The 15,758-nt window shown below is 44.3% G+C and carries 12 protein-coding genes; 3 read left to right on the top strand and 9 right to left on the bottom strand.

The features are described 5' to 3' along the window. Genes ABD949_RS20255 through ABD949_RS20230 form a run of 6 tightly spaced genes read right to left on the bottom strand, consistent with a single transcriptional unit; the run spans position 1 to position 9,377 of the window. Entirely contained in the window at positions 1 to 4,632 is a 4,632-nt protein-coding gene (locus ABD949_RS20255) for a beta-ketoacyl synthase N-terminal-like domain-containing protein (RefSeq protein WP_345246386.1), read from the bottom strand. Next, positions 4,625 to 5,086 (bottom strand): OsmC family protein, encoded by a 462-nt coding sequence (locus tag ABD949_RS20250; protein WP_345246384.1) that lies wholly within the window; start codon positions 5,084 to 5,086, stop codon positions 4,625 to 4,627. Before ABD949_RS20250 ends, ABD949_RS20255 begins: the two co-directional genes overlap by 8 nt. A 7-nt stretch (positions 5,087 to 5,093) precedes the next feature. Next, positions 5,094 to 6,755: a class I adenylate-forming enzyme family protein gene (locus ABD949_RS20245; RefSeq protein WP_345246382.1), complete on the bottom strand. Its 1,662-nt coding sequence runs from the start codon at positions 6,753 to 6,755 to the stop codon at positions 5,094 to 5,096. After that, on the bottom strand, positions 6,742 to 7,536 hold the full coding sequence (locus ABD949_RS20240; protein ID WP_345246380.1) for a class I fructose-bisphosphate aldolase: 795 nt from the start codon (positions 7,534 to 7,536) through the stop codon (positions 6,742 to 6,744). Before ABD949_RS20240 ends, ABD949_RS20245 begins: the two co-directional genes overlap by 14 nt. A 25-nt stretch (positions 7,537 to 7,561) precedes the next feature. Further along, the gene (locus ABD949_RS20235) at positions 7,562 to 8,776 is read right to left on the bottom strand and encodes a 3-dehydroquinate synthase II domain-containing protein (protein WP_345246379.1); all 1,215 of its coding nucleotides are present in this window, start codon (positions 8,774 to 8,776) and stop codon (positions 7,562 to 7,564) included. Between the two features lie 19 nt (positions 8,777 to 8,795). After that, positions 8,796 to 9,377 (bottom strand): 4'-phosphopantetheinyl transferase family protein, encoded by a 582-nt coding sequence (locus ABD949_RS20230; RefSeq protein ID WP_345246377.1) that lies wholly within the window; start codon positions 9,375 to 9,377, stop codon positions 8,796 to 8,798. An 850-nt stretch (positions 9,378 to 10,227) separates the two neighbouring features. Here ABD949_RS20230 and ABD949_RS20225 point away from each other — a divergent pair. Both ABD949_RS20225 and ABD949_RS30840 read left to right on the top strand, forming a co-directional pair. Further along, positions 10,228 to 10,509 carry a DDE-type integrase/transposase/recombinase gene (locus ABD949_RS20225; protein ID WP_425576781.1) on the top strand — a complete coding sequence of 94 codons (282 nt, stop codon included), beginning with the start codon at positions 10,228 to 10,230 and terminating at the stop codon, positions 10,507 to 10,509. Then, positions 10,506 to 10,634 carry an IS3 family transposase gene (locus ABD949_RS30840; protein WP_425576780.1) on the top strand — a complete coding sequence of 43 codons (129 nt, stop codon included), beginning with the start codon at positions 10,506 to 10,508 and terminating at the stop codon, positions 10,632 to 10,634. The genes ABD949_RS20225 and ABD949_RS30840 overlap by 4 nt, the downstream gene beginning before the upstream one ends. Before the next feature lie 233 nt (positions 10,635 to 10,867). On the opposite strand, the gene ABD949_RS30895 is transcribed toward ABD949_RS30840, so the two are convergent. From ABD949_RS30895 to ABD949_RS20210, 3 genes are all read right to left on the bottom strand, one after another. Beyond that, on the bottom strand, positions 10,868 to 11,098 hold the full coding sequence (locus ABD949_RS30895; RefSeq protein WP_486348246.1) for a hypothetical protein: 231 nt from the start codon (positions 11,096 to 11,098) through the stop codon (positions 10,868 to 10,870). Between the two features lie 113 nt (positions 11,099 to 11,211). Continuing rightward, positions 11,212 to 11,880 (bottom strand): hypothetical protein, encoded by a 669-nt coding sequence (locus ABD949_RS20215; RefSeq protein ID WP_345246373.1) that lies wholly within the window; start codon positions 11,878 to 11,880, stop codon positions 11,212 to 11,214. 232 nt (positions 11,881 to 12,112) lie between these two features. Beyond that, positions 12,113 to 13,159, bottom strand: coding sequence for a trypsin-like serine peptidase (locus ABD949_RS20210; RefSeq protein ID WP_345246371.1), 1,047 nt, complete (start codon positions 13,157 to 13,159; stop codon positions 12,113 to 12,115). Between the two features lie 1,743 nt (positions 13,160 to 14,902). Here ABD949_RS20210 and ABD949_RS20205 point away from each other — a divergent pair. Beyond that, entirely contained in the window at positions 14,903 to 15,571 is a 669-nt protein-coding gene (locus ABD949_RS20205; protein WP_345246369.1) for a recombinase family protein, read from the top strand. Positions 15,572 to 15,758 lie beyond the last annotated feature (187 nt).

Below are 15,758 nucleotides of genomic sequence, written 5' to 3'. Positions count from 1 at the left end.
TTATAACTTTCCGCTTGAGATATTTTCCATGTATGCATATATTTTATCCAGCAAAGCGCTGTCCACCGTTTCTATTTCAAGCTGATCATTAAGGAATTTATTAACCAACTCCTGTATTGAAATATTTTCTGCAACAGGTTCTGCGCCACGGATACCTTGCAATACCTCATCCAACGTATTATGCGGATTCAAATGCTCCATGTTTATTTCACGCTTCAGCGATTGTTCCAGTTCATATTTGAGCGTCATGGCCTTAATAGAATCGAAACCGTAATTAGCTAACGAAACGGAAAATGCCAGTTGCTCCATAGAAACCTCCAGCAGCCTGGCCACTGAGTTTACCAATATTTCTTCTGCGGTATTCCCTTCCTTTCCAGTGCCGTTGCCGCCCGTCGACTCGGGCATGGGCTCATCGGCTTTTTTTATCGCAGGCGTACCTACCCAGTAGCTTTGCGTGTTAAAAGAGTAGGCAGGCAATGGCATCCTGTTAGCCGGTGTTTTTGCGAATAGCGCTTGCCAGTCAGGCCTACCCCCTTCTTCAATCCAAGCCTTAAGCGATAGCAGCTGAACATAATATTGTCGAGCATCCTCTCGTGCATTCGTCATTGGTTGCTCTGCGACCCTTTTGGATGCCGGCTGTATTTCTAAGAACAATGGCTTGTCCCAGGCCTGCGCTAACTGCCCGGTTAGATCCTGCATGCTGCTAACAAGGAACAATTGATAAAAAGGAAAGAACACCCTGCCAACGCATAAAGTGTAAGCAATGCTGTGTAGCGATGCATTTGGATTTTCCTGCAACCAGTCATGTAGCTCCTTTATTCTGGATAAAAGTGATGCCGGAGTTCTTGCGCTTAAAGGCACCAAGTACCAAGGAATTATAAGTTGATCCTGCCCCTGCTGCGGCGCTTCCTGCACTACACAATGGGCGTTGGTGCCACCCATGCCGAATGAATTGATGGCGGCCTGCAGGGGCCGGCCGCTAGCAGACTTCCAATCCCGCTTTTCCATGACTACATAGAATGGGCTTTCCTTGAACCGAATATGTTCATTGGGATTTGAGAAGTGAAGTGATGGGGGCAATACCTTGTGCCTAAGTGAAAGCAGCACCTTGATCAGCCCTGTTATCCCTGCCGCAGCCGTCAGGTGGCCGATGTTCGTCTTTACTGAGCCAATGCCACAGAATTGGCTGCCGCGCGTATATTTCCTGAATGATTGTGTCAGCGCATCTATCTCTATAGGATCACCCAATCGCGTTCCCGTGCCATGTGCTTCCACATAGGAAATATTTTCAGGGTTGATGCCGTATCGTTGATAGGCCTGAAGTTGCACGGCAGATTGGGCCGCAGCACCCGGAGAAGCCAACCCATTGGCGCGACCACCGTGATTTACCGCTGTGGCCTTAATCACCCCATAGATATAATCGTTATTCCTTTTCGCATCGGCCAATGGTCGCAACAGTACAAAGGCGGCACCTTCACCGTGCACAAAGCCGTCGGCACTATTATCAAAAGCGCGGCATTTCCCGGTGGCAGAAAAAATGCCAAGCCTACTGGTGGCCACGTAAAATGATGCCGCATGGTTTATGCATACCCCGCCAACTAGCGCCATGTCAATCTCTCCATTTTGTATTGCCTGACATGCGAGGTGCACCGCTACAAGCGAGGAGGAACAGGCAGTGTCAATGGTCAGGTTAGGACCATGAAAGTTCAGAAAATATGACAAGCGTGCACTGAGCACAGCCGCATCATTGCCAATGAGCGTTTCTGCCGAAGGAGTAATATCTTCCGCAAACAATGAATCGTAGTCTCCTTTCTTTGCGCCGATGTAAACCCCTACCTGCAAATCGGAAAGCGCATCCGGGGTATAGCCCGCGTCTTCCAGCGCATTCCATGCCTCCATCAGCATCATGCGGTGTTGCGGATCCATAAGGCGCGCTTCCTGTGGAGACAAATTGAAAAACAGCGGTTCAAACTGGTCTATACCGCTTAACAAGCCTGCCCATTTGCTGAGGGACTTGCCTTTCTTGCTAGGGTCAGGATCGTATATGCCGGTTACATCCCATCTTTCAGCCGGAATTTCCTCCACGCAGTCTCTTGCATCCAATAAATTTTTCCAGAATGCGCTCGCGTTGGCGGCTTTGGGGAACCTGCCGGAAATACCGAGAACGGCAATATCTGTATCACGCTTAATTACCGAATCTTCAGTAGCAGGAGCTTGTGGTGCCAGAAGCGGTGTAATGCTGTTGATCAATCCTAAGAGGTGGCTGCTTAGCTTTTGTGGTGTAGGATGATCGAACAGTGTTGAGACGGGCAGGCTAAGCTTGTAAGTTTTTTCAAGTAGCTGCACCAGCGTTATTGCTCCCATCGAATCCAAACCTATATCAAAGAACGGCTTGCCGGGCGGAACAGCAGATTCCTGTATTTCTAGTATGGCCGCCACGTATCGGTAAATTGTTTGAAGTACAGACCGCTCTTCTTCCATATTGGACTGTATCGGCTGGATATCAGTCATCTCTAGCAATGTCACCCTGTCTGTTTTGCCATTGGGTCTCAGGGGTAATACCTGCATAAAATGGAATGCAGCAGGCAACATATACCAAGGAAGCATTTCGCCTAGCTGCTGTCGGAGCCCTAGTAGCGAGTTACCATCTATGGTTTCAACAAATGCATGAAGCTGATGCTTGCCACTTTTTAATGTTCTTGCCACAACGGCACACTTTTTCACTCCTGGAATGTCTTGTACCGCATGCTCAATCTGCGTGGTTTCAACAAGAAAGCCATTGATTTTGATGGCGCCGTCCAAACGGCCTTTCATTTCTATTTGCCCTCCCGGCAACACCATCCCCATATCGCCGGTGCGGTACAACCTGCCCAATAAAGGATGAACCGGAAATCTTTTCTTCGTCTGATCTTCATTTTTATAGTATCCTGTGGCCATCGAGTGTCCGCTCACGCACAATTCACCCGGCATGCCAGGTGGAAGCAACTGCATGTCCTTGCCAAGTATGTAGGCGCTGATGTTGGAAATAGGCCTACCCGCGGCAGGATTCACTTGGTCAAGTGGCTGCGAAGGTGTAAATGCAGCATGCAGGATAGTATTCACCTCCGTAGCGCCAAAATCGTTTACAAGTGTAGCCTGCGGTATACGGTCCCTAAACCGACAGAGCAGTTGGTGCTGCAATATTTCACCACCTACGATTACTATTCGCAAGGAGGCAAGCAACACAGCGCATTCATCGTACTGCAGCACGGCTTTTAGCAACGATGGGTTCAGCGTGATGAAACTTATCCGGTGCTCGAAAATGAATTGCGCAAAAGCTTTAGGCTCACGTTGCAGCTCTGTTGGTATAATAACCGTGGTAATCCCTTTCAACAATCCTCCCAGCATTTCCCACATACAGGGCATTACATTTACCGATGATCGCTGGCCTAAGATATCGGTTGCCTTAAATGGATAGTCCTTCCACATCCAGTGCAGGCGGTTCACTACCTGGCGCTGGACATGCATCACGCCTTTTGGCTTTCCTGTCGACCCGGAAGTGTACATGATGAGCAGTAGGGAATCAATCGTGATGTTTGCCTGTGGAGCAGGAGGCATTGTTGTTTCGTACTCCCCATCAATACAGATGAGCTCATTTGCAAGCGAAGCGGCATCTTTCTCATGTACCTTACTGCTAACAATGATCTTCAACCCCGCATCGTCCGCGATTTGCTTTACATAAGTTAACGGAAATGCAGCGTCCAGCGGGACATACAGCCCACCTGTTTTCGCTATTGCCAGCAAGCAGATCAACGATTCTACAGACCGAGGAAGGTACACACCAATGGCCTGCCTCCCTGCCATGACCATGCCTTGTATCTTGGAAGCAAGAGCTTCCACCTGTTGATGAAGCTGCCGGTACGGAATAGAAATACTTTCACCATATATGGAATTGCCTTTAACCGCAATACGATCTGGGGAAGCCGCCACCTGTTTTTCAAAAAGCTGGTAAATGGTATCAGTAGGATAATCTATTTTTGGTCCTTCTGCAAGGGTTAGCAACTGCCGCTGCTCCTTTTCAGAAAGTAATTCAATTTCAGGTAATGACTTATACGGATGATCACACAACCGGTATAGCAGCTGTGCTAAATGCTTTGCCCACTGCTGCACATACCAGCGTGGCACAGCAGTTTTGTCAAACACCATTTTTGCCTTACCTCCATCTTCTGGCTCTGCCACCAGCGTTATTATACCTGCATTGTTTTCAATGCTCTGGTTATCGGCCACAAAGACAAAAGGATATGCGACGTCGCTGCTGCTGGATATACTCTGCTTCCCTCGCAGCTGCCCGTTCAATGAATCTATGAGCCAGCAAAAATTATTCTGCTGTGCATTTTGCAGTGTGAGAATTAAGCTGCGGCTGTCTATAAGGACGTGTAGTATGGTCTTGCGCGCATCTAGGTATTTTACTAACAGAGCAAAGAAGGCCGACAGTATGACCGTATCTGTATCAGCACTGTGTTTTGCGCAAAATGACTCCACTTTTTTCGTGACCTTGCTGCCGAGGACTATCTCTACGTGATCATACACACCAGCATGTTCGATTTCGGGCATGCATACTGATGGCAGCGTCATAGCATAAACCTTATTCATACTGAATGCATCCTTTTACCACAACTTCAACATTGTTTTGAATGGCTTTGGAGACCAGGCATGATTTCTCAGCCAATGAAAAGAACTTCTTTATTGTTGCAGCGGAGCGGTCATATTCTTCTTGGTTCAGCCAAATCTCCGGACAGTGCTCTATGCGTGTCAGCTCTGGACCTGCTTTCGTAAATCTGAAGGCACCCCTGCTGGTAATGGTAATATTGTTAAATGGAATCTTATTGAATTGCATTATGGCGGCCAGTGTGAGCAGCTGGCAGCTTGCGGCTGCCGCCACCATCAAGTCCTCTGGATTCGTGCCGACACCTTTGCCGCCCATGGATACAGGTGCGCCGATAGGGCTCTCAAAAGAGGTTGTCATAATATGACCCGATCCTTCCAACCCCTGTTGCCAATTTCCGCTTGCTTCGAAAAAAAATCCTTCATAAACCTTCATATTCATATGGTAGTTATGTGCTGCGAGTGCTTTGTTCTTTAAACTTTTGTTTCAATAGTTGCTTCAATACCTTGCCTGTAATGCCCACAGGCACTTCATCCTTTCCTACCGTTTTCAATTGCGATAGTAACGGCCTGCCTTTTGCCTTTAAATCGGCGTTTAGTTGTTGCAGATATTCCTCTTCTGTAATCTTGCTCTCTTTTGATAACCTTACAAAAGCCACCAATTGCTGTACATTATCCTCAGCCGGAATGCCAATAATCGTGCAGTCGGCAATCTCGGCATGCTCTTTCATTAGCAACTCTTCATTTTGCAGGGTATAGAACCATCCGTCTTTGGTAAGTACGGCATCCGTTATACGGTCAACATGGTAAAAGCAGCCGAGATGATCCTTGTAGGCAAGGTCACCGGTCAGGAAATAGCCTTTCAGGCGCGAGCGGTGCGTAAGCACCGAATCATTCCAGTATCCTTCAGTAATGCTTTCCGATCTTACGCCCAGCATACCTATTCTGCCCTGTGGCAGCTCGTAGCCATGCTCGTCAAGAATGGTTGCTTCCACCCATTTCTGCGGCAGACCTACACACCTATCATAGTTGTTGGTGTAAAGGGTATGAATGATGCGAAAGCTTGAATGCCCCATTTCTGATGAGCCCAGCCCGTCAACAAATTGAGAGCCTTTTATGCGCTGGCCGCCCCGGTAATGAAAGCCGTGGTTCACTAGCTTCCTGATGTGCGTTTCATGCGCAGCATCGCCGCTATTTATCCAGGCTGAAATACTGTTTAGGTCATAAGCATCGCATATTTCACTTAACTCCACAAAAGTCTGCGGGAATGATATTACTGTTGAAGGCTTGTACTCCTCAATAGCTGCTGCTACGGCAACTCCGCTTCTTTCAGACATAATTACCAGCTCCGAACCGTTCAATATAGCATGTATGGCATAAGCGATAGCTGCGTTGTGTGACGACGGCAGAGATGAAAGATAGCGATCCACACCTTGCGCCGGCGGCAGTCCCAGCAATTGCCTGATACCATGGAACCATCTGCCGTGTTGCAATAGCACTGCTTTGGGAACCCCTGTTGTTCCGGATGAATGCGTGATCATCACTGGGTCACTGCTATGATGTTCGTATGGGAAATGAGCAGGCAAGGGCTGAATTTCAGAATGCCCTATATTGTCATCCGTTACCAGGAACAAGATCTCTGTATCTGTAAATTGCTCAAGCAGTCCTTCATAACGCGGATCATCCGTAAATATGCCAACAGCTCCTGTTCGCTTAAAATGGCGTGCAGCAACCGGGAGAGGCATTGCGCCATTAGTAAGGATCGGAATGGCACCTAGGCTGGTGAGCGCAACATAATGCACAAGGTACTTGCCGCCTTCATCAAAATATACTGCTACAGGGTCTTTAGCTTTGACGCCCTGCTGAAGGTACCAGGCTGCATAGCGCTCGGCAGTTTCCTTTAGTGTTTCAATTGAGAACGATTCAACAGTAGCTCCATAAAAAGTCTTGAAGGGCTGGTGCAGGAAAATATTTACCACGTCCCTATTGGGATTGGCATTGTATGCAACGTACATAAAGTTTCCCGCACCCAATTTCGAATCAAGCTGCAGCTCATGTCGCAGCTTGTCTGGAAGCAGGACACTTCTTGGCTCCACATTAATTGATTGCATAAGCCGCATTTTTTAGTGGTGTGTGTACCAGCGAATGCAGCGAGCTCAGGAAAGCACTGAAATCAGGGCGCTGGAACACGTTGCGCCCAATACATAAGCCTGTAGCGCCGGATTTTATTGCCAGCGATGCTATGGCAAGGATCTCCACGTCTGCACACTTCGCTCCGCCTGCAAGGAATACGGCAATATCATCACATAACTCATCTAATATTGCCGGTATTTCGTTCGTGTCTTCAGGTTGTTGTATTTTCACTGCATCTGCGCCCAGCTCGTAGACCGTTCTGATGATCTGCCTGGAGGCATTAATTCTATTGCTCGCCTGCTCATATTTGTTCATGTCTTTTATCATTACCAGCACTGGCAAACCATATACCATGGCTTCATCCACCACTTGGCCAAGCACCTTTAGGTTATGTGGTTCATTTGCTCCATTAAAAAGCAGTTCTACTGAAACGCCATCGGCGCCCAGCCTTAAAGCCGATTCAATGCTTGTCAGCAATTCTTTCCTAGTAGGGTCATTTGCAAGGGATGTCATGCCGTTTAAATGCATCATCACTCCCTTGCCATTCAATAGTCCCCTGTAGGCAAGCCTTTCTATCATGCCTTTGTGCGCAATCATGCCGTTTGCCGCAGGATGCTCTATCCAGTTGGCTATCCTTTGCACATTGTTGATGCCATCCAGTGGGCCCATAGAAAGGCCGTGATCAATGGGGACAATGATCCCCTTTTTTGAATCGGCTTTAATGAACCTGGACCATCGAATTTTTTTTCCGGCTGACATACAAAAAGAAGTAATTTTTTAAGGATTATTTTTCAATAATGTGTTCATCCACCTTAATGCCCACATGCCTGCCGGGCTCCGTAACATAGCCAAGCACCTTGTCCCCCGGTTTAAGCTCCGTGATGTTAAGCGGAGTAACCTTGTCGGAGTAGATGCGTACGTGCCAGTCGTCCTGCAGGATCACGTTCACTATCTCTCCTCCTTCAAATGCTGCTTCAATGAGCCGAAGCGGGCGTATCTCCGTCTTTATTCTTCCTACTGGATACTTTTTCACTTTGCCGGCTGCATTCACGACCATCACGGAGGATCCGGCCTTCAGCTCGCTTAAGTAATCCGTATGGTCCACGTGGAAAACATAGCTGTGTATGCCACCCGCATTCACCCTGAAGGGACGCAGTTCCATATAAGGCAGGTGGAAGACTTCAGGACAACAAAGCAACCCCCCTTGTGAAGTAGAGCCCACCAGTATGCCTTCGTCAGGGTTGAAGATAGCCGCGAGGTCAATGCAACCGCGGTAGCCCATGCCTATCGGCTTGCTGCGAGTAATGGTGCCAACCTGAATACAGACATGAGCGGCAATCAACTCATCCAGCTCTTTGATGAAAGAATCATATACTTCATGGGAGGTGGGAGAGAAGATGATGCCATCTGCGCCGACCTCCATTACACCTAATGAAACAATCGCGTCCTCCACATCGTTGATGTCCTTGATCTCCTTCATCAATATGGTGTTGGTGGGTTGCAACCGTGCTATCACCAGCTCCAGCGGGATATTTGTAGGATCATCAAAAAGAATGCTGAGATAGTCGAATTTCATGCCCTTTTCAATTGCTTCGTTTAACGATTCTGCGTCTTTCACAAATGCTTTGAAGCAGAATTTCATTTTGCCCTTGTCCTCAAAATCCAGCAAATCTTCATTATTAGTTATTATGATACATTGACCTGATGATTCATCGCTAGGCCGTATTTGGTCATTGTTAATAAGGTCTACTAATTCATTCCTGTTTTTAATAGAAATTATCTTTTGTAAGTGTCCGTTCACTAGATGTTGGTACTTTTTTAGATTGTCAGGATATAGGATGATTCCTGAATATTTTGATCGGGATAGACGTTCCAAGATGGATTTCGCCTGTTGATCCATTTGCAGATTTGCTGTATCGAACCAAAGGTGGAAACCGACTCCTCCAATAGATGGTTGCTGTTTGGTGAATTTTTCGCCACTAGCATTCGTATTATTCATTGGTTGAAATTGAACTAGGTTATTGCTGGAATTGTGATTTGCTAATTTTAAGATTTATTTGCGGCACATGGTGGGCAAGCGTACATGCATAGGCTGTATCCAATAAAATTTTTTTTGTATACCATTTATTGTTTTTATCGGAAACTACAATGCCGTTTTCTACTCTTATACGGTTAAAAGGCATTTGCAATCCAAGCCCTTCTGCTTTGCTTACACTCTCTTTTATGGTCCACAGTTCAATAAATGACTTCCATGGATCAGGGCTTAGAGTAAGCGCCGTCCATTCGCTATGTGTGCAGCAGGAGCGATATGGGAGTAGGTTCAGTTTTTGGTATTGTTCAACATCAATTCCAACTTTGCATTCATTACTCACAACACATACTACTAGTCTTCCTGAATGTGAAATATTAAAATCAATTGGTGCTGAAATAACTGGGCGGTTTAATACTGTCTTTTTTATCTGGTACATCCAGCTAGGCGAAACTTGTAATATTTGCAATCCCTCCTGCAACAACAGCTTACCTAAGAGTCTTGACTTTCTGTCCTTCTCATGTATATAACTTTCAATAGACTCTCTTACATCATGCGGGAGACGTTGCATGCATTGACGATATACAATACTGCTAATAGCGTCGATACTTTCATATAAAATGTAGGTGTTAGGCATCGCATATATATTCTGTACGTCTTCAGGCTAAAGTAGACTACTGGACTTAATTTCTTATGTGGGGTTTAGGCACTGTGGTGACTGATTTGTTAAAGATAAAAGAAAAAGCCGTTCAAGTGTAGATCGTCAGCGGAAAATGGAGAAACAGGCGGAAAAAGGAAGGAGCGGTTTTAAGGGGTTTGCCATTGCTGGCTAATATAACTGCAGCGGCGGCTGCTTTTTCTTCTTTGCCTTAACATAAGCTATTTGATTTTCTTGCGTTCGGCTAGTTTGACTTGACTTCGACTATTGAATACATACGCTGGCGTTAAATTGTCTAACGATTCCTGATAAGGATGGTAATTATATAATCACCAATTTCGCAATCCGTGTTTCCAACTCGCCTGGGTTATAATAATGCTCCAGTAGCAACAGATTCTTCATGGATCGGTGCCGCGACGGCGTATCGTTACCGCTCGATTTTGCCGGAGCCGGCCGCCAGGCTGCGTCATCGGATGTAGGGGAGCCAGATGGATGCCAAACGCATTGTGCTGTTTGCTTACAAGACCGCGAGGAGGCCCGATTATGGACACCACCAAGAGCTGTTACTGCGCAACTGGACCGCCTAACGGCCCAACAAGCTCGTCCTTCGTTTGTAAAACCAAAACTTGCTACTTTTGCCTAGAAACTTTTTTGAGCAGATTTGGAGACAAACACCAATTGAACCACGGTTAAACGACGTGTGTATGCGAAGCATTCAAAGAAATGGCCGTCGAGTTGTCGTACGCAAAAGGATCAATTCAAGATGCCGCTCGCGAGTTGGGAGTTTACTGCAGATAAATTAAGGCAAAAGTGGGTATCAGACATCACTTATATTACTACTGGCCAAGGCTGGCTGTACCTAACAGCGATTTCAGACTTGGCCGACCGAAAAGTAGTGGGCTGGGCTTTGAGCGATAGCCTCAAAGCGGTGGATACAAGTGTAGCGGCTTGGCGTTGGTATTTCATTCAGACCAACCAGGTCATCCAATACACCTGTACTGAATATAGGGATGAATTGAAGGGCTTACCGGTTGAGCAAGTATGAGCCGCAAAGCAAACTGTTGGCATAACGCAGTGGCCGAGAGTTTTTTTAAGACTCTCAAGTGTGAGATGGTAAACCATACTTATTTTGCGACGCGGGCAGCAGCTCGGTTGGTATCCTTCGAATAGATCGAGGGTTGATACAACCGCCGACGGAAATAGTCAGTGTTGAATTACCGAACGCCCAGTCAACAGGAATCTTATTTTTACACTTCCTCAATAGCCGCCTAAAAATCTCCACTATACGGTTGCAAGTCCATTTGAGCATTCATCCCGAAAGCTGCCATTAAATAATTCTATGAACGGGTATCGGTCGGCACACTAGGTTTGGAATAATCCATCTCCACTCCATGCTCATAGGTTCAGCGTTCCACATCCACATCTTTAGAGATGAACTCACTGCCGTCGTCGGTTTGAATCTGCTTTGGTATTATACTCTGGTTTTCCTGCAGATCCTCTAGGACAGCTACTTCATCGACGCCTTTCTGCGCTTGGTCCATATAAATGGCTAGGCACCTAAGGCTAATATTATAAACTAAAGTGAGGGCCCTGATTTTGCGGCTAATAAAGTGCTGATCTACTACAAAATCCATCCAATAGCACTGGTATAAACTGGAGAGAAATGGCTGATCTCAGCTCTTTAATAGCCGCAAAACAGGTAAGAATCTGCATAGTACAAATATATTTCACCTACTTGCAAACAAATTCAACTTTTATTCGCACGTGTATAGGTATTCTCCATTACTACAAGTTCTTCTCCTTCACTAGTTGTAGAACACCCAAGCAATACCCATAAGTCGTTAGATATTTTGTTCTCAATAAATCGCATTGGAACTCTCGTAACCTCGGAAACTTGTGGCATTCCACCATCTTTAAATTCTTTAACAGAGGGTGTTGAGGCTGTGCCATCCCATGTCCTGCGAACAGCAAGATTATTAGCATTTTCAATGCCATGCTTTTCTAAAGTGGCTTTACTACTTGGCAAGTTTGCTATAGGAGAACCACTTAAGGATTCAAAACCACCAAAACTATGAGTATCTAAATAGTAGCCTTCATACTTTCCCGATGAGACATTCCACGTAAAAAAGGATACCGAGCTAAAAGGCACTCCATTTTCGTCTTCCAATTCAGTTAGCATAATTGATCCAAGTCCGCTAACAATAGAATTAAAAGTCGTTTTTCCTTTTCGAATAAGCGGGTCAGCTCCAGGGGAGTGGAATAGCCTTTGTTCGACATCCCATTCACCTAAAAACTCGAATAGGCCTTCATGTGCGGTGGTTTTTGTTACAACCGGTCGTAAATTGTGCATGAGTTTTTTTTTAAAGTTAAAAGATGTAATGAAAAGTAATGATAAATATAAAAAACGATTTTCCAAAGAAGGAATATGAAATGTTTAAACGTAAGTGTTTAGGTAGCTCATTGTAAGCTGCCGCTGAGTACGCTGGCTAACTCATCGACCACATTCAAACTCTCTACTTTAGAACGGTTAAGTTTTCCGGAAACAGGTTAACCAGAAAAAACATTCTAATTATATATCTGAGGAACCTAACCTTACAATTTCTAAGAAAGGATATAACTAAAGCTTTTTATCATATACATTTATTTTACTATTTCTTTAATAGAGCTTTTAATTCATCAAAATCACTTTTGAATGATTGAATTGAAACTTCTAGATTGGCTACTCTTTCTTCTAAAGAATTTACAGGGTCTATTATTTTGGGAACTTTATCCAAAAACTCACTTACTCTTGTTACATCTTCCCCTCTACAACCTGTAGAAGGACAAACTAAGGATCTAGCACATCCATTTACAAGTACAAAGTCGTTTTCTCCTCTGACTAGAATTCCTTCAACTTCATGAGTATTCGCATTAAAAACTGGGGATCCTGAATTACCTGCATAGGTGTCTAGATTAGCTACAAAGTGAGTTGAAGCGGAATTGTCTCTTACTTTTGCTCCATCTGCAAATTTTTTAGGTAAACCTGAAGGATGGCCAATTACATATAAATCTTCATTATCTGCAATTTTCTCTTTTTGGTTCAATTTTAAAACTTTACGGCCTGTTACTGGACGATCAAGGCGAATTAATGCATAGTCTGAGCCGGTTTGCTCTAAGCGCCTATCGATTATTCCAATAGCCTTGAAGATATTTTTATCTGAAATTGTTAATGTTGGTAATGAAGAGTTAATCATTTGAAAGCCAAATACAAAACGTTTCATTAAGAAATTTGTACCGTTTATACAATGACCTGCTGTTGCAATAATATCCGGGGCGACTAGAAATCCTGTACAATGAGGACCAACAGGCTGATCTAAAAAAGGTTCTTCAGAGCATAGCCTGTGAGCCTCTTTATACGAACGAGTACTTAGTTTAGACGTACCATCACCATTGGAGACGATTTGATCAAAGTTGAATATAGCTACAATGCTGTCTGCATTATTTAAAATATTAGATTCAACTATCTCAAATATCTCTTTTCTATCATCTACACCATAAATTACTTTTTGACTTTCCAATAAGTTTTCGAAGATTTCCTTTGCAGGAAAACCAGATAAGTTGCTTTTAGATTTTGCTAAAGTTTTAGATTCTCTTTGTCTGAGTTCAGAAAGGAGTTCTTCCGGAGTAAAGCTAGATATTTCTTTTTTGTTCGACATGGTAGAATTAATTGACGGTTTGAAGTTTTTTCAATTAAACTTTTTCAATATACTTTTAATAAATTTCTAAGTATTCTTATAAAGAGTTTCACTAATGTCGTAGTAATATTTATAAAGGAGTGCATTAAGCTGTAATTCAATAATCACTGTAACTAAAGGCTCCTAAACACTCGGTTGGTAGAAAATATTACAAAATAACGCTCTCCTCTATAAATTACTAGTTATTGTATATAACAATTAGTAGTTTTTATTAACTGTTGAATCTATCTAAGAGTAAAGAATTGTTAATATCAAATAGTTGTACATCCTATCTATTATTAAAATATGTTAGAAAATAATGTTTGTTGATCGGGTTTGCTTCGCTATATTATTACCTGAATATTTGCTAAATACATCCAGACTAATGGATTAGATTCAGTATACACATTATATTTAACAATTCGGCGGAAGAAATTCGTCCAACCAATGTTCCGCTCTACCACCCATCCTTTAGCTATAAGTACAAACCCTCTGGATGTTTAGGTCGGAAAGCTTCTCAAATTGGATGCTCCATTTATCTAATGCTTGAGCAAACATGCCCTTATAGGCTTGTTCACTATAGTCCTTTTCTTAGCGTTCATTCAAGCAGGCAATCTCCTTTCACCAGCGTTAAAGTAGTCCCCACCCCACCATTGGCCTCGTCGCCTCTATGCACCCAAGCCAGCCATAGCCGCCCAATAGGATCGACTAAGAACTGTCGTTTATGTCCGTTAACGCGCTTACTATTCACAGATTAAGGTGACAGCGTAATGCTTTGGCTATCAATAGAAAATACGGGTGGTTTAGCTTCTCTGCCGGCTTGATTTTGGCCCTTCTTTTTGAGCTGCAGGTTGACTTTTTCCAAGGTGCCGTCCTTCTTCCATTTGTCAAAGTACAAGGCCGCCTGCGCATTAATATACTACCTGCCAAATAGGCCACTCTGCCGGTATGTTGCCCCACTGGCAACCTCTCAGCAACAAATAAAGAGGGCATTGACAATGCAGCGAAGCTCATGGTTACGTTTTAAGTTGAAATAAGAAAAAATTCCCCCTATTGAGATCGGTTAGTTTGTAAAACTGTTTGGTCACGGCTTTGGAGTTTGGTCGCTACAAAGGTGACACGATCCTTAATAGTCTCTGTTCTCCAACACCCTCTTATATTACCTTTCAGTCAATAGGGAAATGTTTTTATTGTATAAGAGATCACATACAGAAGACAAATACCATCTCTTTAAATTTACTTTTATTAAGTCTTATTTTATCATCTTTAAGTTTGTCTTTAAGAGACTTCCTTTTTGATTTGCTAAATTTATATAAAATTTTAATTTTGATTTAACCGTTAAATCAAAATATTTACTGATGTACGACGTTCATCCTTCGTTTGTAAAATCACCCTCCTTTTCCCATCTTTGCCCGTGGAACACCCCTCCACCCCTTTGCCCAACTAAACTTAAAGTATCTAGTAGTGTAGTCTTTAGGCTTTATGAATTTTAAAATTAGCCAAGGCTTTAGCCTGCTGCAATACCCCAAAAAGGGTATTTTGGATTAAAAAATTATTAAAACATAGTTGAACTTACAAGAAGGTAACTTGTTCACCCGCTCACTAATGGTTACCAATCATGGTCATTGGCAAACTGGTTGAGTTGAGCCGTACTGTTCAGCCAACGGTTGTAAAGTTCCTTTTCCCATTCTAGCCCTAGCTCTCTCCCCTTAACTTTACTCTTACATGGTTCCTCAATACGTCATCTACTACCGGGTCAGCACCAAACGGCAAGGCGACAGCGGCCTGGGCCTACAGGCGCAGCGTGCCTACATCGATCACTTCTACCAGGGTAAGCCGATCCTGGCCGAGTTTACTGAGGTGCAGAGTGGCAAAGATGTATTTAACCGGCCCGAGCTGAAGAAAGCATTGACGCTGTGCCAGGAGCGCAAAGCGGTTTTGGTGGTGGCCAAGATCGACCGACTAAGCCGGAACACCGAACAGGCTTTAACCATCTACCGGGAGCTGGAAGGAAGACTGGAGAGCTGCGACATTCCGAATCTGGATAAATTTACCTTGACGCTGTTCATAGCCATTGCAGATCGGGAACGGGAGCTGATTAGTATCCGCACGAAGGGCGCACTGATTCAGAAGGTGAAGCAATCAGGTCAGTGGCGTAAAGGAAGCGAAGCCTTTGCCACGGGCGAAGCCGCCCGGCTAGGTCATGTTATCATAAAGGCACGAGCGGCCGACAATGTCAACAGCCGTTTAGCGGGTGCTATGATTACTAAGTTAGTGAACGAAGGCTATAACTGGTCGGAGATTGCTCGCCAGTTAAATCAGGCTGGCTTCAGAACTCCAAGGGGCAAAGCCTACCAAGCTGTACAGGTGCAGCGACTACATCAGCGAGGCTAAATAGGTGAAACGTACCGCAGGGATTAGCAAGTGCCTTCTTAATGCGCAACTGCTGTCTACAACTATTCCGCACTGTATACGGATTTAGAGTTTTCTATGGTTTAAGCAAGTGTGTATGTATAAGTTTTATCATATTCCTGGTTTTTACCCACCACGGCATAGGCCCGTAAGATTAACTTATTGCGAA

Origin of the sequence: Nibrella saemangeumensis, from assembly GCF_039541915.1 — a bacterium.
GTDB lineage: Bacteria > Bacteroidota > Bacteroidia > Cytophagales > Spirosomataceae > Nibrella > Nibrella saemangeumensis.
This window is presented reverse-complemented; position numbering and strand designations above follow the sequence as displayed.